The sequence below is a fragment of the Streptomyces fulvorobeus genome (assembly GCF_013167895.1).
Taxonomy (GTDB): Bacteria; Actinomycetota; Actinomycetes; order Streptomycetales; family Streptomycetaceae; genus Streptomyces; species Streptomyces fulvorobeus.
Genome location: NZ_BLWC01000001.1, coordinates 6,325,752 through 6,347,210 on the forward strand (window position 1 = coordinate 6,325,752; position 21,459 = coordinate 6,347,210).

The following is a 21,459-nucleotide window of genomic DNA, read 5'->3' on the forward strand; positions in this document are numbered from 1 at the left end:
AGGTTCGTTCTCGGATCCTCGGGGTCCAGTGCCTCGTTCGTTCGACATCAGGAGAGAGAGTTCCCATGCTGTGCGGGGTGCCTCAGGCTCCGAGGGGCGTGGGCACAGCAGGTGGATGCCCGCCGCAGACCGCAGCACGCCGAGCGTACACACCTGTGCCTGGTACTGGCGGTGGCTGGTGTGGTAGGTGAAGTCACTCTGAGGTGGACGCGGCCTCGCTGAGCGGCAGGACGTCCCTGAGCTGGCGGCGTGAGGTGATCGAGAGCTTGGCGAAGATTTTGCGCAGGTGCCACTCGACCGTTCGCGGACTGAGGAAAAGCCGAGTGCCGATCTCCGGGTTGGTCAGGCCGTCCCGCACGAGCAACGCGATCTGCCGCTCCTGCGCCGTCAGTTCCTCACCGGACGAGGTCTCGATCGAGCGGTTGCCGATGCGCTCACCTGTGGCGACGAGTTCACCGCGGGCCCGCTCGGCGAACGCCTCCATCCCGATCGACCCGAACATCTCATACGCAGTTCGAAGCTGCTCTCGTGCCTCGCCCCGCCGACGATCTCGGCGCAGCCATTCGCCGTACAGGAGGTGAGCGCGCGCGAGCTCCGGGCGAAGCTCTGTCCGGCCCAGCCGCTCTATCGCCTCGCGGTAGAGGTTTTCCGCGGCGTCGTCGCTCACCAGCGCCCGAGAGCGCGCGAGTACACCAAGCGCCCAATCCGTGCCCGACGGTTCCGTCACCTCGGCCAGATCCCGCAGCGCCGCGCGAGCAACGTCACCGTAACCACCACGCACTGCCGCCTCGATCAATTCGGGCAACGCCCAGACCGAAACCCACGGCTCGGGCATCCCGGTGCACACCTGCGCCGCCGACATTGCCTGCTCGTATCGGCCCAGGCCATTGTACAGAACCGCGGCCGCCCACTGGGCGACGGTGACTCCCATCAGCTGACCGCTCCTGCCGGCCTCCTCGGTCGTGGCGGCGATCAGTGCCTCGGACTCGGCCACCCGGCCTCGCAGCGCGCTCATCCTGAGCTCGACATGCGGCGCGATGGGTACGCCCGTCGCCGCGCACACATCCTCGATCTCCGCGACGATCAAAGCCGCAGCGGTGAAGTCTCCGGTCCAAGCGATCGCAATTCCCAGCGATGTCAGGCAGAACGGGAGCTCGGTCAAGGCGCCGACAGCCCGCACGTGCTCCACGACCCGGCCGACCAGTACGCGCATGGCCCCGTCGTCCCAGACAGCCGCGCTGACACCGTTGGCCACCCACCCCCAGTTCAGCATTTCGCTCGCCGGGAGATCGGTCAGCGCCGCCAGCGCCCGCTGCAGTACCGGCGCAGCGGCGGCCCGCCCCTCGGTGACCAGCAGCGCACAGCCCTCCAGCACCACATCGAGCGCGTGCGGTGTCCCGGCCCGTGCCGGAAGCTCCCTGGCCGCTGTGGAGATCGCCCGCAGGCTGTCGGAGTGCACGGCCAGCAGCGCCGCGGCACCCCACGCAACCAGATGGGTCTCGCGTGCGAGGTCCATGTCGAAGGGTTCGAGCTGCCGTGCGGCTGTCAGCAGCAGCGGTGGCGCCTCCTGGTTGAGACCGGCCGCGAACGTGATCCGGCTCCGGACCAGATGCGTCCGGACGCGCTGCCACTCGTTCTGGGCGGCCCGGTCGGCAACTTCGGCGAACCTGCGGGCAACATCGAGGTCACCGGCCTGCAGGGTGGCTTCCGCAGCTGCCACCGCGCGCTCGGCACGCCGTGAAGAGTCCTCCGTCAGCGCCACACACCGCTGCAGGAACGCCGCCGCGGCGGCCATCCCGCCGCGTGCCTGCGCCCGGTCGGCAGACCGTTCCAACTCGGCAGCGACGGACTCATCCGGTGAAGCCGCCGCGGACGCCCGGTGCCAGGCACGCCGGTCCGGGTCGGCTTGCGGGTCGGTGACCTCAGCCAACGCCAGATGCACCGCTCGGCGGTTGTCTCTCGATGCCGACCGGTACACCGCCGACCGCACGAGCGGATGGCGGAACGTGACACGTGCATCCAAGGACAGCCATTCCTGCATGCCCTCGACGAGCGTCTCCCGCGGGGTCAGACCGAGCCGGCTGGCCGCACTCCACACCAGAACAGGGTCACCGACCGGCTCGGCCGCGGCGATCAGCAGCAACAGCCGGGCAGGTTCGGGCAAAGCACCGATCCGGGTCAGGAAACTCTGCTCGATCCGGCCCGGCAGCGTGTCAGCGCGCAGCAGGCCGAACCCCCCTGCCATCTGGGTCACGGTCAGTCCGCGCGGCAGTTCCAGCAGGGCGAGAGGATTGCCTTTGGTCTCGGTGACGATTCGGTCGCGGACCTGCCTGTCGAGACGTCCGTGCGTGACGGAGTCCAGCAGGGTGTGCGCATCAGTGTCCCGGAGACCGGTGATCTTCAGTTCCGAGAGCCCGAACAGTTCCTGAGACCTCTCCCGCACCCCGAAGACGACAGCAACCGACTCCGCCAGCAGACGACGGGCAACAAAGCCCAGCACCTGCAACGATGCCTGGTCCACCCACTGTGCGTCATCGATCATGCACAGCAAGGGATTCTGTTCCGAAGCGTCCGACAGCAGCGTGAGTACCGCCAACCCGACCAGGAACCGTTCGGGCGGGGGCCCCGCCCGCATCCCGAACACCGTCTCCAACGCGGCACGCTGCGGTCCGGGAAGCTGATCCAGTCGAATCAGCAAGGGAGCGCACAGCTGATGCAGTGTGGCGTATGCCAACTCCATCTCCGACTCGACGCCGACCGCACTGAGCACCCGCATGTTTACGGCCGAGCTCTCCGCGTAGCGCAGAAGCGCCGACTTACCGACTCCCGGCGCACCGTGTACTACCAGCACGCGGCTCTCACCGGCGGCGACGGCCGCAAGCATCCGATCAAGAACGGCACGTTCCGTGTCCCGCCCGAGCAACACGACCTTCTGGGCATCGCCGTGGCCTGCGCTGCGCCTGCGCCGATCCACCATCACCGCCCTCATTTCCTTGAGCCGCCGGTCAGCCCATCTTATGCTTGCTGGTCAGCGGCCGTATTCAGTCCGACTCCGCCGGGGATCCCGAGAGGCGTCGGCGGTGAGGGGTCGATCGGCAGCAGGTGCCGTCGAGAGTGGGGAACGCGCTGGGGCCACCGCGGGGTGACCGGCGCGATCGCCTTCGCGCTCCGGGCCGGCACTCAGTGCATGCACCTGCCGGAGAGGTGCGGCAACCGGTGGGGCGTCTGCAACCGGCTGAGGATATGAGCCGCCGACGGCACGTGGGAAATGTTCACCGCTCGATCCGGACGGCCATGCCTCCGGTCGGTCCCGCGGCGGGCCGACCACGAAGATCCCCCCCGGTGGCCGACGGCCGGTGCCGGTCACGGGCCTTCGTCCTCGCCGACCAGGTCGGCGAGGCTCCCGCCTTCACGGACGTCATGGCCCGCCCGGAGTCGGCCGGTGCAGTGCTAGTGCCGTCCGGGCCTACTCGTTCGACAGGACGAGACGGACTCCGTCGCAGTCCGTGGACGTGGCAGTGAGTTCACCGTCCGCCAGCGTCGCGAGACGAACCGGCACGGATGCGGCCTGCAACAGTGCGAAAGAAGCGTCGGGCCCGTCCCCGAAGCCGCCTGCTTCGGCGTCCAGACACACTGCACTCACCAGGACGCCGTCCTGGCGTGCCAGACCGGCGTACTGAAGGGTGAGTGCCTCAACGGCCGTCCTTGGCGACACACTGCCGCTGACCTCGGGAAGTCCGCCCTCGACAACTGCCGAGGGCAGACGGGCAGGGACGCGTCCGCCGGACCTGAAAGCGCTGCTGACATTGACGACCCGCGCTCTTCCTGATTTACGCAGCAGAGGCAGCAGTGCCTCGGTCACCGACACCACGCGTACGGATTCGTTGACGTTCGCATCGAAAACGGCTCGCACGTCGTCGTCTGGACTCGCAGTCTTCTCCACCGAGAACGCTGTAGTGAGCCCGAGGACGTTGACCAGCACGTCCAGTTGTCCACTGTGCCGCTCGATGCGCTCTGCAACGCGCCAGAGGGAAGCGATGTCGTCGGGGTCGACCACTGCAGAATGGACATCGCGCCCGGCTGCGTGCAGGACCTGTTCGACGTCCTTGCCCGACATCTCGGTCCGGCTCCCCAGGTACACCGTCATGTCCACTTCGGCCAGTCGTTCCGCGATGGCGCGCCCGATACCCATGTCGGCCACCGTGACGAACGCGGTACGTCCGTGTTGCACCTGGTCGGAGAGAAGAGATGGCATGACTGTTGATCCTGTTCACGGTGAGAATTGACGGTGCATTGGGGAAAGAGTCCCGAGACGGGCAGCGTTGGGCCCGTGTGGGGTGGGGCGAACTCGACCCGAAGGCGCGGCAGGTGCCGGCGGTTGGAGACCGAGGGCGGGCTCATACCCGCACCGGTCGTCGGGCAAATCGGTGCGAGGGAGGGGCGGACGGGAGCCCCTCAAGGCTTGAACGGATACCCGAATCCGTGCGGCTGTACCTAAAATCCGCACCGGTGGGGGTTGCAGATATCTCCGCGAGGTGTACGTATGAAGGGTAGCAGGGCGTCGGTCTATGTAGGTGATGAGTGAGGCGTAAGCGAGATACCTAAGTCCTATACTTAGATATATGTCAATACATCGGCGGCAGAATGGATTGCGGACCCGGGGGAGAGAGCGGCCGGAGCTGCGGCCGACGGACGAATCATGGTGCCACTGTGCAAGGAGACGGTCAGGGTTGGACTCTCTCGCTCGGACGGTGCCCCATGTGGTGATCGCTGGAGTGGACCCGCGTCCACTCGGCGACGCGTCTTCGCCCACGCCGGAGTAGTCAGATGCTCCGGCGAGACGGCCGTGGACGGAGAATGTGCCAGTACTGCACGAACGACCACGTCCCTCGTTGTCAGAGGACGCCCACCCCACCACCACGCGCCCACCCGTAAGCCGTCGACAGGGTGCGGGCACGAGTCGTCCGGGCGCGTGGGGCCACAGGTGTGCGCTCCAGAAGCCACTACCGGTGGGCAGCTCCTGGAGCGCGGGTCGAGCTTCGCAAGCGATCCGGCCGACTCCGTGCACGAAACCCGGAAGGGGCCAGCGGTAGGTTTCTGCGTATGGCAGGTGGCGACGTGGGGCCGGTCAGACCTTCCGCCCGCGGATCCGAGGTCAGCTACTGGTGATCACCCTGTAGCTCACCGCCGCGTAAGGGAACTGACCCGAGTGCAGGCTTCCTAGGATGAAGTAGGAGTCACCGGCCCTACCGGGCAGACCCGGTTGGCAGTCCGCGTTGTAGTAGACATGCACGTCGGCTCCGGACATGTTCGTTGCCGACAGGGCGGGCTGGGATAGGTTCTGGCAGCCGGGAGCGTGCAGATCAACGACTGTCCTCGTTCCGGTCAGGTTCTTGCCGCTGAAGAATGACGCCCCGGAGTTCACGGCCGCCGAAGCGGATGGAGCTGCAGCAGTGCAGGCAAGCACGGCTGCCCCACTGGCAGCCATGGCGGCAAAAGTCCGTCGGGTTGTGCGATTCACCATGCGTGACTCACCTCATCGGTCGGAAGGAGGGCCGTGTGACACGGTGGGGGTCACTCCACCGGCGCCCGGGCAAGATTATTGCACCTTAAAATACCTGACGTCAGGTGCCAATGAGCTATTGACAACGCAGAAACACGACACCGTCAGAGAAATACGTGTATCGACGACTTCACATGTGACTGAGCACCGCGGCCCGGCCGGATGCCAGTGAGCCGTTTCGGAGCGGTCGTTGACGGAGTGACGGCGAGGGACCGCAACGCACGAGGCACCCGTGCCATTGAGGAAGGTGTCCGGCCTCTCAACCAACCAGCACAAGCGCCTCGTTGGTCCCCCGTCCTGCCGCACTCGACCTGCCGCACGCGCTGGCCGAGCGGGTCACTCTGCCCATCGTCACCCACGAGGGCGACCACCGCTGCACACTCTCGCCGCACCAGCGCGCCCTGGCTGCCCAGTGCACCTGCACCGCCCTGACACGCCCGCAAAGCTCCCGGCCGGGTCCGGCGTCTCCCGTCGGGACCGCTCACGCCTACGGCAGCGCCGTCATCACTCTGCTCGCCGCTCGTGCGCCGGGCCCATGGGCCGGCTTCTACGGCCGCCGTCCGCTTTGACGGGCCGTACGCGCGACCTCACCGCAGCCCGTACCCACCGGATCATCAGGATCTGCGAGCGCCAGGGCGTCCCGCTCGTGGTCGACCCGTCTCGCCAGGGCACCGGACCCTGGCTGACCACGGCGGTCAACCGGCCCTCGTCGGGTTGCCCCACTCAGGTCGACTGCATGTTCTTCAGACCGTGAAACCGCCGTCGACGTTCCAGTTCGCACCGGTGACGTACGCCGCCTCCGGACCGGCCAGATAACTGACGACACTGGCAATCTCGTGAGGACGACCGTATCGCCCGAGCGCCATCACCTCGCGCAGCGAATCTGCGGACTCGCCGTCCTCGGGGTTCATATCCGTTGCGGTGGGCCCGACCTGCACGTTGTTGACGGTGATGCCTCGGGGCCGAGCTCACGTGCCAGCGCGCGCGTCAACCCGGCGACCGCCGCCTTCGACATCGCGTACAACGACAGTCCGGCACCGGGCACCCGGTCGGCGTTGATGCTCCCGATGTTGATGATGCGGCCGGTGGCGTCCAGGTGGGGGAGGGCGGCTTTGACCGCAGCGAAGATCCCCTTGACGTTGATGGCGACCAGGCGGTCGAACTGTTCCATTGTCAACGACTCGATGTCACCCGCATACAGGACGCCTGCGTTGTTGACGACGATGTCCAAGCCGCCCAGCTGTGCCGCGGTCTCGTCGAGGGACCGTGCTACCTGCTCGGGGTCACCGCTGTCGGCCTGGATGGCGACCACAGTGGCGCCGGTTTCGGAGACTTCGGCAACCAGCTTCTCGGCCTCGGCGACCGAGGCGCCGTAGGTGAAGGCGACAGCGGCGCCGTCCTCGGCCAGCCGTCTGACGATCGCCGCCCCGATACCACGCGAAGCCCCCGTCACCAGCGCCCGTCGTCCTGCAAGTGATGCTGTCACGTCACGTCCCTCTGAAGTTGCTCGGTTGATACGTATATCAAGGATTCACCCATGCGGATTCATTCCCGCGGCGGTGAGGAGCCAACATGGGCCGCTGGTCGCCGTCGCGTTTGACACCATGTTTGCCGCCCGCCTCAGCCGTCGACCTGGTGTCTGACAGCTGCGTCCGCAGGGCCTCTTCTTGTGGGTCCTGCCGCGCGCGGAGATGCGGCCGACCATCCCTCCCCGTGCCCCGTGGGCTGGGGCAGGCCGAGTTCCAGGAGGCACGTCCTGTCGGACGCGGACGGATCGCCCCTGGACGTCGGCGTCTCCGCCGCCCACGTCCACGACGGCGAAGGGATGAAGCCCGTGGTGCCCGGTCACTGAACGAGGCACCTCCCACCGCGGAAGGTATTTCAAGCTGCAACGGCTACATGCCGGCAAGGCGTACGACATGGTCCACCTGCGGGAATGGACGCGGCAAGGGCATCGGAGGGCGCCTCGCCCGTATGGGCATCGGGTCCGGCGAACGACTGGGCCGGGGCCGATGGGTAATCGAGGCGCGGCCCGCCCGATGCTTGTGACCCGGCGCACGGTACGCACGGAAGCTCCGGCCACCGGGGCGCCGTGCTCCAAGTTTTTCTCGACACCCTTCAACACATGCTGGGGGTCGTGCGTATCCCCTGATGAATACGTTTTCTGAAAGATGAGGAAGCCCCATGGCAGTGCGGCACGGAACGGATGCAGGTGACCATGGCTGTGAGCGGTAGCCCGCTGGGCCGGCTGCGCCGAGGTTCCGGCCCGCCGGAGGTGGAGCGTTCAGGACTGAGGACGGAACCCGAGGTCCAAGCCGCCTACGAACTGTACGGAGGGGAGCTGTTCGGATTCGCCTACAAGGCACTGGACGACCGGCAACTGGCCGAAGACGTCGTGCAGGACACCTTCGTCCGTGCCTGGCGGTCGGGACGGGGCTTCGATCCGGAGCAGGGCGCCATGCGGACGTGGCTGTTCGCCATCGCACGCAACGCAGTCGTGGACGCCGTCCGGCGGCGCAGGGTCCGTGAGGGGAGTGACTTCACTTCGTGGGAAGCCGTGACGGAGTCACCCTCGGGGGTCGACTCGGTCGATCGGCTTCTGGAGCGGATTCAACTGGGCGCAGCCCTGGAGCGGTTGAGCCCACAGCACCGGGAGGCAGTGGTCGAGGTGTACTTCGGTGGCCGTACCTGCGCCGAGCTGGGCGAGGAACTGGGTATTTCGGCTTCCACCATGCGCAGCCGGCTGTATTACGGGGTGCGCGCCCTGCGACTCATCCTGGAGGAGAACGGGTGGCTGGCCTCGTGAATCAAAAATGCGTCACCTACCGCCCCGTGCTGACCGAGCGTCTGCTTCTCGGCGTCGCTCTCACCGAGGAGCTCTGCGAGCACCTCGACCGGTGCCCGGAGTGCAGCCGGGAGATGTCCGAGATCAGCGATGTGGTGCGGACGCTGCGCAGAGCAGATCCGCTGCCCAGCCGTGCCACCCCGGTCGTCGCGGCCACCGGCGGGCGGCCCTCGGTGGCCCTCGGTGACCGCATTCGCCGGGACATCGCCGGAGCGGTGGCCGGGCGGCACAGAATCCGGCGCAGGATCACCTTGGGGGTTGCTGCTGCGGCCTTTGTCGCTGCCGCCGCAGTGGCCGTACCGCTCACCACACAGCAGGACCCAGCGCCTGCGTCGACCGTGGCACTGGCCCGCCAGGGCCACATGGTCACTGGTCCTGGCGGCACCGAGGTGCCGGTGGTCCTGTCGGGACTCCGGTCGGGGGAGATCTACCGCATGATGACCGTCAACGCCGACGGTGTGCGGAGCCCCGGAGGAAGCGTCCGGGCCCCCAGCACGGCACAGGTGTCCACCCGCATGGTGACCGCCATGCACCGCGACACCATCACCGCTTTGATCGTGGAGGACGACGAGGGCCGGGTAGTGGCCCACCTCCCCGTGACACCGCTCCCGCTGGCCTGACGGCCGACACCCAAGCCCCCTGACGCTGAACTTCCCCGGGCGATCAGGCGATCCGTCATGCCCTTGAACCACACCACTTCTTGAACCACACCACTTATGGAGAAGAGACATGCCTTCTGTACGTCGTGCCACCTGGATTCTCACTGCGGCGCTGGCCGGCGGAGGGGGACCCTGGCCGCCGCAGCCCTTGCTCAGGCCGGCCCCGAACCTGCCCTGTCCCCGTCAGCGACCACTTGGCACGCACCGATCCCCGTCTCCGGCCGGGACCGTGTGTACACGGCCGACCAGACATCCAACACCGTGTCGGTCATCGATCCCTCGTCCCACAGGACGCTGGGCACCATCAAGCTGGGTGACCAGCGGGTGGGCGGCACTCTGAGCCCGCAGTACCTCGGCGATGTCGGGGTCCACGGCCTGGCGTTCTCGCCGGACCACCAGCGTCTCGCGGTGGTGAGCGTCACGAGCAACACGGTCGACATCATAGACACCACCACCAACAAGGTCCTCACCACCACCGACGTCGGGCGTGCCGCCCATGAGGGCAGTTTCACCGCCGACGGCAAGCAGTTCTGGGTCGCGAACCGGGGCCGGGACACTGTCACCATCGTCGACGCCGTGCGCGGCGGAGTCATCGCCAACCTGCCGGTCGGTCGGGGCCCTTCCAAGGTGGTGATGAGCCCGGACGGCAAGCACGCCTACGTCAACCACATCAGTTTGCCCGAAATCACCGTGATCAATGTGGCCTCCCGCAAGGTCGAGGACCACATTTCCGGGCTCGGGGACAGCTTCTCCTCCGACCAGGCGATATCCCCCGACGGCACACAGCTGTGGGCGGCACACAAGCGCGCCGGCAAGGTCTCGGTGGTCGATCTCGTCCACCGCAGGGTCAGCACAATTCTCACCACGGGGCCCGACACCAACCACCCTCAGTTCGCCGACTCCCGCGGCGGAAAGTACGCCTACCTGACCATGGGGGGCCTGGACGAGACCTGGGCCTACCGTCTCACCGGCGGCACGCCGGTCCTGACAGCCAAGATCAAAAACAATGGGCACGCCCCGCACGGGGCCTGGGCCAGCGGCGACGGCTCCCGGATGTACGTCGGCCTGGAGAAGTCCGACGCGGTGGACGTCATCGACACCACCACCCACAAGGTGATCGACACCATCAAGAGCGGGCAGGAGCCGCAGGCCGTCGTCTACGCGCCCCGGGCAGCCGCTGCCGGAAGCGCCGCCAACCTCGGCCGCCAAGGACTCGGCCAGCAGGCCCGCAACGTTCCCACCACACTGGCGGACGGCACCGCCGGCGAGACGCTGGACACGGCAAAGGGACGCGTTCTGGAAGCCACCATCCGCCCCGTGGGCGGACTGGACATGGTTCAGCTCCAAGCCCGGCGCCTTACTGCAAACACCGTCTACCAGGCGTACTCGGTCGCAGCGGACGGCCGCAAAACCCCCCTCCTGTCCTTCACCACGGACGCGAACGGCGGCGCTCCCATGGTGCTCGGGTTCAGTTCCTTCGACGGGAAGAGCATCTCCATCGCGGCCAAGGGCGCCGCGACCCCCGTCCAGCAGGCCGTACTGGCCTACCAGGGCAGCATGCACGGCCACGCGGTCAAGGCCGCCGACCTCATCTACTGCGACTGCTGCTGACCCTCGCGTCGAGAGAAAGGACCGACCCCGTGCCCCGAAGAAGTACAGGACGCCTCGCTCGCATCCTCACTGCCGCGGCCGTCACGACAGGAGCAGTGCTCGCACTGGCCGGGCCCGCCACGGCACACGTACGGGTCATCGCCGAAGCCACGCCCGGACAACCCGCCACCCTGCGGTTCCGCGTCCCCAGCGAACTGGCCGGCGCCACCACCGTACGAGTCGCCGTCGCCGTCCCACCGGCCCTGTCCGTCACCGCGGTTCCACCGATCGACGGATGGACCCAGAAGACGGTACCCGGATCCGCCGGCCGGGCCACCCGACTGATCTGGACGGCGAAGCCCAGGCACGGGATCGAACCTGACGACCACGTGAGCTTCAACGTGCGGGTCGGACCCCTGCCCAACCAGCGATCTGCCACCTTCAACACCGAGCAGACGTACTCCAACGGGACCATCGCCACCTGGAACCAGGACCAGGACGGCAGCAAGGAACCGCCCTACCCCGCACCGGTTCTGCTCATCGACCCCGCCGCACCCCCTTCTCCCGCCGACCAGGACGTGACTCCTCGGCCGACCACTGCTGAACTAGTTGCCCCACATACCCGAGCACCGTCCACCGTTGCGACATCCGCAGACTCGGCCAGCACTGCCGAAGAAGGGACATCTGCCAGGCTGATGGCGGTGATCGGCGCAGGAGTGGTCACGGCGGCCGCGATCAGTGCCGCCCTGGCACGCCGACGGCGCAAGAACCACACGGCGCGCTCCTGACCCTGCTGGCAGGTGATCACTCGGCGGTCCTGCGGAGCGAGAGGGCCAGGACAGCCAGGACGACCCCGGCACGGGTCGGTCGGCGAACTTGTCGAACCGGGCCGTGCTCGCAGGGGACTGCTTGAGACGGGTGAAGCGTCGTTCCTGTGGTGCGGCCGTGGTGGACGACCTTGTCGAAGGTGAGCAACCGGCCGCTGGGTGGCCTCGCGTAGTCGTGGCCGACACGGGCCTGGCACCGGCGGCGGATGGAGGCAACGATGAAGGCTGCGGTGCCGTGGGCGATGCCGATATTGACCCGGCCGGCGTTCGCGGCGGCATCGCGGGCCCCGTGCGGGATCGTCCGGCGCGAACTCGGCTGCTTCCAGCAGGCGCTGCTCACGCTGGTCCACCTGCGTAAGAACGAGACGTTCGCACGGCTCGGAGCCGGTTTCGGGATGTCCCGGGCCACCGCCCGGCGATACGCCGACGAGGCTGGACGTGCTGGCCTCCTGGGCGCGAAACAGCACATAGCGGCCGCCGCGGGACAAGCCCGTCGGCGCCACAGCCGGCATCGGCGAAACGTTGTGTGCGAAACATCCCGTGAGTTCTCCTGAGCCTTGCTGAGTCTCTGCCCCTGTGGCCAGGGAGTTCCTACTCCTTCGAGTGTTCTGTTGTCGCGTGACGTAACTTCCTGAAGCGTTCTCACTATGTCCGACCGATCTGCAGTCGGGCCGAAGGTCAGGAGGCTCGGGTTGGCGGCGCTGGCAGTTGGTCGGGACATGCGCGAGCACTGGGCGCCCGTGTCGGCGGAGGAACTGGAGCAGTTCGAGACCGACGCGCTGTCCGGGTTCGTCTTCGCACGCGCCTCGGCGGGACTGGCGGAAGGCACGTTCCGCGGGGAGGTCGGACACCTGGACCAGACCAGAGTGGTTCGGCCGGCCGCTGTGGGACATGGAGCCAGCCGACGCCGACGCGTACTTCGGCAACGTGCTGCGTGGTTCGCCGAGCGGCACCCCGCTGGCCCGGTCCCAGACGCTGAGCACGTACTTCATGTTCCTGGAAATGCGGAACAAGGTTGAACTGCACCGGATGACCGGCCGGGTCATCGAGTGCCCGATCGACGAGATGAACGAGCCGCGCGGAGCGGAGGACGCCCAGCTGCGGATCCCGCCGAGCGAGCCGGAGGTCGGGGTGCTCTTCACCGGCTGGGGCAGTGAGACGGCGACCTGCCGCACGTACGTCCCTACCGCCCGGATGGAAACCGCATCGAGCCTGTGTCCCAGGTCGGCCTGCGGGTGAGCGAGGCATGCGGGCTCGACCTGGACGACATCAAGTTCGGACCTGGGCCGCTTCGGCAAGCTCCACGTCCGCCACGGCAAGGTCGCTCGCGGATCGGGCCCGCGCGAACGCATGGTCCCGCTGATCAACGGCGCCGACTCAACCCTTCGGTGGATCATCGAGGACATCTGGCGCCGGTTCGACGATGACCACACCCGCCCCGGCGCCCCGTTGTTCCCCTCCGAGCGCAAGAACGCAGACGAGTCCTCCCGACGGGTGGGCGACGACGCCCTGCGCAAGGGCTCAAGGACGCTGCCGAAGCGCACCTACCCGGGTGGGGCAAAAAGCTGACCCCCCATGTTCTGCAGCATTTCTGCTCGCGATCCATGAGTTTTTGGGGACTCCGCTGCGCAGGGACCTGATCTAAGGAACCGTGATCAGCCTCAGCAAGGTGTTCCGGCTGACCCGCACGCCGAAGGCGTCCGACATCCGGGCGCCGGCCCGTCCCGCGAGCGCGAGACCGCCCGCTTGGCCGTGGACTGGGCCTCCACTCTTACGACGGCGTCAGCAACGTCGACCGACTCCACCGACATGTTCTGCACCGACCCGGACAGCAGCTCTTCCAGCTGCGGCCGCACGTTGTTCACGGCGCAGAACTTTCGACGCCAACACCCTCGGGCAGGTCGCTTTTCGGGCGATGTCACGCGCCCTCGAACGACGACCAACCGTCACGCTGCGTACGCGACCACAAGAAGTGGACCAGAGCCCGGGAATGGACAGCAGATGTACAGCACTTCGTGAGGCACCCCGCCGCACACAGAAATCGAACTGTCCAGCAGACTCGACAGCGGCCAGCACCATCCCGGCCTCTTGTGTGGTGGGGGTTTCCGGCCGTGGGGGCGTCGTTGAGCTACTTGCGGATCTGGGCGTTTACTGGGGGATGTGCATTGCCGTTGTCAGCGCCCAGGCCGGCGAGCAGGCGCAGTCCGTCCTCGGCGGGGCTGCCGGGGGCCGCGGACAGCACCAGTAGCTCGATGCCTGATTCGTCCGGGAGCGCGAAGTTCTCCTGGTGCAGTTCCAGCAGTCCGACCAGGGGATGCCGGTACGCCTTGCGTCCATGTGTGCGGGCGCGCACGTCCGCGCGGGCCCAGAGGCGGCGGAAGCGTTCACTGCCCATCGCCAGCTCGCCGATGAGTGAGGCCAGGCGGGGATCCTCGGGGTATTTGCCGGCGGCCAGGCGCAGGTGCCCGACCACGTCGAGAGTGCAGTTCTCCCAGTCCGCGTACAGGCCGCGCTCGGCTTCCTCGAGGAAGATGTGCCGGGCGGTGTTCAGGCCCGGCATCGGGCGGCCGTAGAGGAGTCCGGCAAGGCGGTTCCCGGCGAGTACGTCCATGCGGTGGTTCATGATCAGCGCGGGTACGTCGCCTACCAGGTCCAGGACGCGCAGCAGCTCCGGCCGGACCCGCCCGCTCGGTGCCTTCGCGCGATGGCGGCGCTGCCGAGCGAGCCGGTAGAGGTGCCCGAGTTCGGTCTCGTCGAGGCCGAGGACGCGGGCGAGGGCGTCGAGGACCTGCTCGGAGGGCTGGGTCGCGCGGCCCTGCTCCAAGCGTACGTAGTAGTCGACGCTGACTCCGGACAGGTGCGCGACCTCTTCGCGGCGCAGCCCTTCGACCCGGCGGCGGCTGTCGGTGGGGATGCCGGCGGCCGCCGGATCGACCCGGGAACGCCGGGTCCGCAGGAAGCCCGCAAGATCGTCCATGTGCCCAGTATGGCCTCGGCGGGGGCCTGTGAGGGGGGTCCTGCCGTTACCAGGAAGTCCCGTCCGATGGATGAGGAGCCCCTGAACGCCGGGCGGCGCGGCGCCCAGGATCGGAGGCATCCGATCCGAAGGAGTTCCCATGAAGACGCTGATCGTCTACGCCCACCCGGAGCCGAAGTCGCTCAACGGCTCGCTGAAGGATCTCGCGGTGTCCACGCTGTTGAACGCCGGGCACGAGGTACGGGTGAGCGATCTGTACGCGATGAACTGGAAGGCGGTCGTGGACGCCGAGGACTACGGCCCCGAGGCCGCACGTCCCCTGAAGGTCGCCCTGGACTCGGGCCGGGCCTTCGACTCCGGGACGCTCACCGCGGACGTCCTTGCCGAGCAGGAGAAGCTGCTGTGGGCCGACACGGTCATCTTCCAGTTCCCGCTGTGGTGGTACACGATGCCCGCGATCCTCAAGGGCTGGGTGGACCGGGTGTTCACCTACCGCTTCGCTTATGGCGTCGGCGAGCACAGCGACACCCAATACGGCGAGCGCTTCGGCGAAGGCACCCTCGTGGGCAGGAGGGCTCTGCTGTCGGTGACCGCCGGCGGCCCGGAGTCGCATTACGCCGCTCGCGGGATCAACGGTCCCATCGACGATCTGCTGTTCCCGATCCAGCACGGCATCCTCTACTACCCAGGCATTGAGGTGCTGCCGCCGTTCGTGCTGTACGGCGCTGACCGGATGACCGGTGGAGACTATTCGGACGTCGCCAAGGCTTGGGAACAGCGCCTGCTCGCCCTGGAGTCGACCGAGCCGATCGCGTTCCGGCGGCAGAACTTCGGCGATTACGAGATCCCCTCGCTGCACCTGAAGGAGGGACTGGAACCGGCGGGTCGCACGGGTTTCGCGCTGCATGTGCGCGGCTGACCGCCAGCGATGGAACAGGACGGGCTGAGACATGGACCCGAGACCAGTCCGAGGGCCGTGGTGACAGTGGCGGCCAGCTACCTGCTCTCGGCCATGGGTTGGACAGCGGTCGGTGATCCTGAGACTCCCGGATGTTCATGAGAAGTGACGTCAAGTCCCCCCCATTTCGCCGGGTGCCGGAAAGCCGTGCGCAGGCCGTCTGCCGTGCCCGGCAGATGAGGGGGCGCGGCTCGCACGGTCATGATGCTATGTGTGTGGGGGGCTCCCGGCTTCTGGGCCGCGGGCAGGGAGACAGAGAGGCGGGGGACAGTGACCGATGTGTTCGACAGGTCCGTGGACGTGTTCATGGTGGCCGTGGGGATGGGGTTGGTGTGGCTGGGATGCCGGGCCGTGCTCCGGCCGCGCCGGCCACCGGAGCCGATCCAGGGGCCTGTGTGGGGCGTCCGTGCCTGGGGGCTCGGCTTTGTCCTGCTGGGAATCTCCATCACCGTTGAGACGGTGACCCTGATGGCTGGCGGGGAGCCGGGCCGGGCGGCGGACGTGACCCGCTGGGTCGCCGGGCCGCTCGTGGTCGGCTCGATCCTGGCCGCCTTCGTCTCCCGGCGACGGGAGCGCCGCCGGGACTGGGCCGTACATGAGCAGCGGCCGCAGTAGGGGCTCGCAGAGAATCAACGTGTTGCTTCCAGTGGTTCGGCTCGTTGGTGTGGTATGCGCATATCTGGCGAGGTCCGTGAACAACTCGGTCTGAAGTTCGCGGTGTTGTTCCCGCACTTGGACGAGAGGCCGCGCCGTCTACTGATGGAGGCTGAGGCCAGGATCCTGGGCCACGGCGGGATCCGGGCGGTCGCCCAGGCGGCCCAAGTCAGCGAGACCACAGTCCGCAAGGGCGTGGACGAGCTGGAGGCCGGGGCGGAACCCCTGCGCCGGGTCCGCCGTCCAGGTGGCGGGCGCAAGCGGGCGGCCGAGGTGGATCCAGAACTGCGTCCCGCGCTGTTGGCGCTAGTCGAGCCCGACATGCGCGGGGATCCGATGTCGCCGCTGCGCTGGACGACGAAGTCCACCCGCAGACTCGCCGACGAGCTCACCAGGCAGGGCCACCGTGTCTCGGCGGATACCGTCACTGACCTTCTGCGGGAGGAGGGATTCAGCCTCCAGGCCAACGCCAAGACCCTCGAAGGTGCCCAGCATCCCGACCGGGATGCCCAGTTCCACTACATCAACGACCGGGCCGAGGAACACATGGGCGCTGGCGACCCGGTGATCAGCGTGGACACCAAGAAGAAGGAACTGGTCGGCCTCTACAAGAACGGGGGCAGTGAGTGGGGGCCGAAGGGAGCTCCGGCCCAGGTCAAGACCCATGACTTCCTGGACCGGCAGGGCCCCGGCAAGGCGATCCCCTACGGGATCTATGACGTCGCCGCGAACACCGGCTGGGTCAGCGTCGGCACCGACCACGACACGGCAGCCTTCGCCGTTGCCTCGATCCGCCGCTGGTGGCAAGCCCGTGGCAGTCACGACTACTCGGGCCGCCCGGCTGCTGATCACCGCGGACGCGGGCGGCTCCATCGGATACCGCACGGGCGCCTGGAAGACCGAACTTGCCACCCTGGTTGCCGAGACGGGCCTGGAGGTCACGGTCTGCCACATGCCTCCGGGCACCTCGAAGTGGAACAAGATCGAGCACCGGTTGTTCTCCCACATCTCTATGAACTGTCGTGGCAGGCCCCTGACCAGCCACGACGTCATCGTGAACAGCATCAAGGCAACCACTACCCACACTGGGCTGAGAGTCCTCGCGGAACTCGACCCGGGCACCTACGACACCGGTATCAAGGTCACCGACACAGACATCGACGCACTACCCATGCACCGCCACCGCTTCCACGGCGACTGGAACTACACCCTCCATCCACAACTCGACGACACGGCCGGCGCGGCCGAGGCCCACGGTCAGCCGGGGGTCTGCCGCCTCAGTCCCGAGCCCGCGGTCTGCGCAACCCGGAACTGACCGGCATGACCGAACCGGCACTGGATGAGCTCGTCGACCAGCTGTCTCAGAAACTCGATGCGCTCCGTGAACACGGGCGGTCACAGCACCGAGGAGGAGGCCGCATCCGGGCTCGCGGAGCCGGCGCCAAGGACAAGCTGACCACCGCCGACCGAGTCCATGGCCACCGTTCTCTACCTGCGCAAACTCGGAACACGAGACCTGATCGCCCAGCTTCTCGGCGTCAACGGCAGCACCATCACCAGGGCCGTCCACCAGATCCAGTCCCTCCTTGCCGACCACGGCTGCACCGTTCGACCTTCAACAGCCAGGTTCCGCACACCCGCCGACGTCACCGCGTTCCTCACGAAAAGCGACCCCCCACAGAGATCAAGTCAGCATGTTGATTCGCTGCGAGCCTTAACGAGTTGGTGCGTGATAGCGGGCGAGGCGTCGTTGGCCTGTCCGGGGCTGTTTTCAGATGTTGGTGGTGCGGTCGGAGACGAGGCCGGCGATGGCGCCGTAGGTGTCTGGCAGGCGGTCGCGGCGATGGGCCCAGCGCATCAGTTGCTTCCAGCGTTTGTGGTCGGCGAGGGCGTGTTCGACGGTGATGCGGTCGGAGGAGTGGCCGTGGCGGTCGCGTTCCCACTGTTCGGCTCTGCTGGGCAGTGCTCCCGGCGGCGGTTTTCTGGGTGGCGTGATCGCTTGCCCGTGATGGTCGCGACTGAGACCGAGGTAGCCGTCGTCCAGGAGGACCTCGATGTCGGGGAAGTGCGGGAAACAGGCGGCGATGCCCTCGTTGCGGGTGGCCGTGGCGTCGTGCATACGTCCAGGTCTCAGGGCATCGGTCCACAACGTGCGGCCTCGCCAGTCGGCGACCATGGTGGCCTTCATGGTGTTCTGTTTCTTCTTGCCGGAGATGAACGCACGGCGACCGCCGCGGTTGGCCGGTGGTCTGCGGACCCGGATCTCGGTGGCGTCCAGCCGTAGTTCGATGCCTTCGGCCTGGGCGCAGGCGAACACGTCCGTCAGCGTCCGAAGACGCAGGCCGGGGCGGTCGGGGACCGCGCACCCCCGCTCGGCCAGGAGCCGACGAATCTCCCCGATCGCGCGGGATGGTGGAGCGGTCGACGCCGAACAGGAGGCCCAAGACCGAGTGCGGCAGGTCGTGCCGCAGATGGATCAGTGTGGCCGCCAGCCGGTCGATGAACACCAACTGGTGGCGGGCGCCGGCACCTGCAGCCCGCTTCCTGCCTCCGCCTCGTGCAGCATGGCGGCGGCTTTCGACACTGGCCTGCCACGGCAGGCCGCCGCATCCGGCGGGATCACGGTGGAGACCCGGGCCCGCTTCGGATACTCCGCAGCGACCGGAACGACCGACGACGGGCGGTTCCGCCGCCTCACCGTCAAGCTCCCCGCCGCATACGCGCAGCGCCTCTTCGACGCCCGCGACACGGGAGCCGGCGACCAGCAGATGCGTGAAATCATCGCCGAAGGGTTCAAGGAAGTGCACTTCCAGGACGGTGGTGGTCGCGCTATGGGGCTGTCGGACGTGGAATTCAACGACATCGATTATCTGGATCAGGACTACTGAATAGGAGCGGAAAGGAGGACCACGCAATTCCCGCCTGTGACTGGGCGCTTCATTTGGCGAGTGAGAGGTCGAGTCGGCGAGTTGAGCCTAAGACCGATAGGTCGGAAGCGGCGAACCGCGTCAGTCCAAGCACCTGACCAGATCGGATCGCAGCGGTCGGGCATTGCCGGGGTGCCTGCTGCCAGGGTTGGAGTCGAAAAGGGAGGTTCCTAATGATCTCGGCACTCAGCCAACTTGTCGATCTTGTCGAGGAGGACACCTACTGCATCGACGTCCTCACTCAGGTCAGCGCCACCACCAAGGCGCTGCAGTCATTCGCCCCCACGATGATGGACGACCACCTTCAGTCCTGCGTGGCCGACGCCATCGCGCAGGGCGGCGACCAGGCCCAGAACAAGATCACCGAAGCGTCCCAGGCAATCGCCCGCATGGTCCGCTCCTGACCCACCGCAGACCGGCCGGGGCAGGCGGTCAGTTCTGCGCGGCACCTTCGCGTTCGGCGGTGACCAGCCAGGAACTGCTCCGCAGCCACACAGTGCCGTCCGCCTCATGACGCTGCAGGGCGGCCGTCAGCGCCTGGCGGGCCTCGTCCTGCTCGGGCGGGGTCACTTGGTCGAGCAGATGGCGTCCCGGACCGGTGCCCAGCAGGAACGCCGCGGCATCTGCCGCGTCGACTCCCCACTTCCCCGGTACCTCAATGCGCTCCACGTCAATGCCGGTGAACCCGCCCGCCGTGAGCAAGCTGCGGATGCGGTCGGGATCGGTGAGCGAGAACATGCCGGGACCGGCAGGGTTCCCGAAGCCGCCGAGCGGAAGGATGCCCTTGAGTGAGGCCAGTGCCTCGAGCTACTCGTTGGCATCGGCTTCGGCCGCGCAGATGAAGGCCAGCCGGCCGCCGGGACGCAGTGCGCGGTGGAGGTTGGCAAACGCGGCGATGGGGTCGGCGAAGAAGGTCATGCCGTACCGGCTGATGACCGCATCGAATCCTGCGGCTTCCAGCGGGTGGACTTGTGCGTCGCCCTGAACGAAGGAGACGTTCTCCACTCCTTCGTTCAGGGTGCTCTCGCGGGCCTTGTCCAGCATCGGGCCCGACAGGTCGAGTCCGAGCGCCCGGCCGCGACCGGCGCGTCGGGCGGCGAGGCGGGTAGTGCGGCCGGCTCCGCAGCCGATGTCCAGGACGGAGTCGGTTTCGGAGATGGCCGCGGCGTCCAGGAGGGGCTGGTTGAAGCCGTCGTTGACGGCGTCCCACCGTTCCTGGCTGCGGGCCCACTGCGCACCCTCGTAGCCGTTCCACGCCTCGGCCTGCGCGGTGTTGGCGAATTGACCCATGGGTGAACTCCCTTCCGCCGGGGCGCGGTATGGCGCCCCGGCCCTAGTATGGGCAAGCGCCCAAACAGTATGGGCGTTCGCCCATACTTGCAATGGGTCAGCGGAAAGGGGCTGTTGTGTCACCTCGTGGAGTGGCGATTCCAGACTTGCGTGAGCGGTTGTTCGCGGCCGCGGAACGGGTGGTGGCCCGCGACGGCGCTGCGGCCTTGACCAGCCGCGCGATCACCGCAGAGGCGGGCTGCGCCAAGGGCGTCCTGCACACGCACTTCGCCGGCCTGGACGAGTTCGTCGCCGAGCTGCTTCTGGACCGGTTCGCCTGCAGCGCCCGTGACGCCGCGGCGCTGCAGGCCAAGGTGGGGCAGGCCACGGTTGCGGACAACCTCCAGGAGGTCGTCCTTGCCCTGCTGGACTCCCTGCCTCCCGCGGTGGTGGGACTGGCGATGACCCGCCCGGCAGCCGCGCTGCACACCCGAGAGGGTTTTCAGTCCGGGGCGCCCGCGTTCGACGCGATCCAGCACGCCTTCACCGCCTACCTGCGGGCGGAGCAGCGCGGAGGCCGGCTGCCCGTCGGCGCCGACGTTGCCACCGTCGCGCTCGCGCTCGTCGGCACGACCCACCACCTGCTGATGACCCGTACTCCCGGACAGGGCGAGGAGGCGCAGGCGACCACGCAGCGACTGCTGGCCGTACTCCTCGGCGGCTGAGCAGCGGCAGCTGCCGCAGTCCCGAGCACCGGGTGTCCCTGTCCGTCCCTGGGTCCCCGTGGCGGTCTGCAGGGCGGTCGCCGCCGGATTCACTCCGGCAGGGACCTTCGGGCGCGCGGGTCGGGCGGCTCGGTGTCCGGTGTTCGTGTGGCCCCCTTGGTGCACGGTGGTCCAGGTGCGGCCGCCGTCCTTGGACTCGTGTACGGCGTCGTTGCTGTCGGCGGCGAGGAGGTGGTCGGGGCGGACCGGATTGAGCACAGAGCCCTGCACGCCGTCCGGGAGGCGGCCGCGTTCGGTCCAGGAGATCCCGTCGCCACTGGAGAATGCCTTGCCGTCCATGGTGAGAGCGGTCAGCTGGCCGGCAGCCGGCTGTTCCACGGCGGACAGGGCCGGCGCGCCGGGTACGGGCCGGAAGGTGGCGCTGCTGTCGGTGCTGTGCAGCAGCCCGTCGCGGCTGGTCGCCCA

15 protein-coding genes and 7 pseudogenes are annotated in these 21,459 nt (G+C 67.8%); 15 read left to right on the forward strand and 7 right to left on the reverse strand.

Translation table 11 applies throughout. From position 1 onward, the window contains the following. Positions 1 to 193: 193 nt before the first annotated feature. Positions 194 to 2,977 carry a helix-turn-helix transcriptional regulator gene (locus tag Sfulv_RS28565; RefSeq protein WP_173318305.1) on the reverse strand — a complete coding sequence of 928 codons (2,784 nt, stop codon included), beginning with the start codon at positions 2,975 to 2,977 and terminating at the stop codon, positions 194 to 196. Between the two features lie 489 nt (positions 2,978 to 3,466). Continuing rightward, positions 3,467 to 4,255, reverse strand: coding sequence for an SDR family NAD(P)-dependent oxidoreductase (locus Sfulv_RS28570; RefSeq protein WP_179764374.1), 789 nt, complete (start codon positions 4,253 to 4,255; stop codon positions 3,467 to 3,469). A 1,592-nt stretch (positions 4,256 to 5,847) separates the two neighbouring features. On the opposite strand from Sfulv_RS28570, the pseudogene Sfulv_RS28575 reads away from it, so the two are divergent. Beyond that, positions 5,848 to 6,278 (forward strand): annotated as a pseudogene (locus Sfulv_RS28575) (helix-turn-helix domain-containing protein); the annotation flags it as partial. A 28-nt stretch (positions 6,279 to 6,306) separates the two neighbouring features. On the opposite strand, the pseudogene Sfulv_RS28580 reads toward Sfulv_RS28575, so the two are convergent. Then, positions 6,307 to 7,049: pseudogene (locus Sfulv_RS28580) on the reverse strand (3-oxoacyl-ACP reductase family protein). Between the two features lie 213 nt (positions 7,050 to 7,262). Between Sfulv_RS28580 and Sfulv_RS30960 the strand changes: the two are divergent. From Sfulv_RS30960 to Sfulv_RS28600, 5 genes and pseudogenes are all read left to right on the forward strand, one after another. Next, a pseudogene (locus tag Sfulv_RS30960) lies at positions 7,263 to 7,588 on the forward strand (IS5/IS1182 family transposase); the annotation flags it as partial. 199 nt (positions 7,589 to 7,787) lie between these two features. Beyond that, positions 7,788 to 8,369, forward strand: a complete 582-nt coding sequence (locus Sfulv_RS28585; RefSeq protein WP_173317296.1) for a sigma-70 family RNA polymerase sigma factor — start codon at positions 7,788 to 7,790, stop codon at positions 8,367 to 8,369. Next, a complete protein-coding gene (locus tag Sfulv_RS28590; protein ID WP_173317297.1) occupies positions 8,354 to 9,028 on the forward strand; it encodes a hypothetical protein in 675 nt (224 codons plus the stop codon). Before Sfulv_RS28585 ends, Sfulv_RS28590 begins: the two co-directional genes overlap by 16 nt. 270 nt (positions 9,029 to 9,298) lie before the next feature. Beyond that, entirely contained in the window at positions 9,299 to 10,678 is a 1,380-nt protein-coding gene (locus Sfulv_RS28595) for a YVTN family beta-propeller repeat protein (protein WP_173317298.1), read from the forward strand. A 29-nt stretch (positions 10,679 to 10,707) separates the two neighbouring features. Next, a complete protein-coding gene (locus Sfulv_RS28600; protein ID WP_173317299.1) occupies positions 10,708 to 11,445 on the forward strand; it encodes a DUF1775 domain-containing protein in 738 nt (245 codons plus the stop codon). Between the two features lie 16 nt (positions 11,446 to 11,461). Here the strand turns inward: Sfulv_RS28600 and Sfulv_RS28605 are convergent, their stop codons facing one another. Further along, entirely contained in the window at positions 11,462 to 11,824 is a 363-nt protein-coding gene (locus Sfulv_RS28605) for an ISAzo13-like element transposase-related protein (protein ID WP_173317300.1), read from the reverse strand. Here Sfulv_RS28605 and Sfulv_RS28610 point away from each other — a divergent pair. The 3 genes and pseudogenes from Sfulv_RS28610 to Sfulv_RS30970 form a co-directional block, all read left to right on the forward strand. Next, a pseudogene (locus Sfulv_RS28610) lies at positions 11,790 to 11,940 on the forward strand (helix-turn-helix domain-containing protein); the annotation flags it as partial. The gene Sfulv_RS28605 and the pseudogene Sfulv_RS28610 sit on opposite strands and share 35 nt — an antisense overlap. Before the next feature lie 435 nt (positions 11,941 to 12,375). Then, on the forward strand, positions 12,376 to 12,723 hold the full coding sequence (locus Sfulv_RS30965; RefSeq protein WP_246353278.1) for a hypothetical protein: 348 nt from the start codon (positions 12,376 to 12,378) through the stop codon (positions 12,721 to 12,723). Between the two features lie 111 nt (positions 12,724 to 12,834). Next, the gene (locus Sfulv_RS30970) at positions 12,835 to 13,053 is read left to right on the forward strand and encodes a hypothetical protein (RefSeq protein WP_246353280.1); all 219 of its coding nucleotides are present in this window, start codon (positions 12,835 to 12,837) and stop codon (positions 13,051 to 13,053) included. 559 nt (positions 13,054 to 13,612) lie between these two features. Here the strand turns inward: Sfulv_RS30970 and Sfulv_RS28620 are convergent. After that, the gene (locus Sfulv_RS28620) at positions 13,613 to 14,461 is read right to left on the reverse strand and encodes a helix-turn-helix transcriptional regulator (RefSeq protein ID WP_173317301.1); all 849 of its coding nucleotides are present in this window, start codon (positions 14,459 to 14,461) and stop codon (positions 13,613 to 13,615) included. Positions 14,462 to 14,600: 139 nt separating this feature from the next. Between Sfulv_RS28620 and Sfulv_RS28625 the strand changes: the two genes are divergently transcribed. The 3 genes and pseudogenes from Sfulv_RS28625 (at position 14,601) to Sfulv_RS28635 (ending at position 17,774) form a co-directional block, all read left to right on the forward strand. Next, entirely contained in the window at positions 14,601 to 15,380 is a 780-nt protein-coding gene (locus Sfulv_RS28625; protein WP_173317302.1) for an NAD(P)H-dependent oxidoreductase, read from the forward strand. 318 nt (positions 15,381 to 15,698) lie between these two features. Beyond that, positions 15,699 to 16,034: a hypothetical protein gene (locus Sfulv_RS28630; protein WP_256669173.1), complete on the forward strand. Its 336-nt coding sequence runs from the start codon at positions 15,699 to 15,701 to the stop codon at positions 16,032 to 16,034. 54 nt (positions 16,035 to 16,088) lie between these two features. Further along, positions 16,089 to 17,774 (forward strand): annotated as a pseudogene (locus tag Sfulv_RS28635) (ISAzo13 family transposase). A 70-nt stretch (positions 17,775 to 17,844) separates the two neighbouring features. Here Sfulv_RS28635 and Sfulv_RS28640 read toward each other — a convergent pair. Continuing rightward, positions 17,845 to 18,390: a transposase family protein gene (locus Sfulv_RS28640; RefSeq protein ID WP_256669175.1), complete on the reverse strand. Its 546-nt coding sequence runs from the start codon at positions 18,388 to 18,390 to the stop codon at positions 17,845 to 17,847. A gap of 133 nt (positions 18,391 to 18,523) precedes the next feature. Between Sfulv_RS28640 and tpg the strand changes: the two genes are divergently transcribed. Together tpg and Sfulv_RS28650 are read left to right on the forward strand one after the other, a co-directional pair. Continuing rightward, positions 18,524 to 18,961: a telomere-protecting terminal protein Tpg gene (tpg, locus tag Sfulv_RS28645; RefSeq protein ID WP_256669176.1), complete on the forward strand. Its 438-nt coding sequence runs from the start codon at positions 18,524 to 18,526 to the stop codon at positions 18,959 to 18,961. Between the two features lie 242 nt (positions 18,962 to 19,203). Continuing rightward, a pseudogene (locus tag Sfulv_RS28650) lies at positions 19,204 to 19,404 on the forward strand (metal-sensitive transcriptional regulator); the annotation flags it as partial. A gap of 28 nt (positions 19,405 to 19,432) precedes the next feature. Here the strand turns inward: Sfulv_RS28650 and Sfulv_RS28655 are convergent. Next, a pseudogene (locus tag Sfulv_RS28655) lies at positions 19,433 to 20,290 on the reverse strand (class I SAM-dependent methyltransferase). Positions 20,291 to 20,406: 116 nt separating this feature from the next. Between Sfulv_RS28655 and Sfulv_RS28660 the strand changes: the two are divergent. Then, positions 20,407 to 20,994 (forward strand): TetR family transcriptional regulator, encoded by a 588-nt coding sequence (locus Sfulv_RS28660; RefSeq protein ID WP_173317304.1) that lies wholly within the window; start codon positions 20,407 to 20,409, stop codon positions 20,992 to 20,994. Positions 20,995 to 21,459 lie beyond the last annotated feature (465 nt).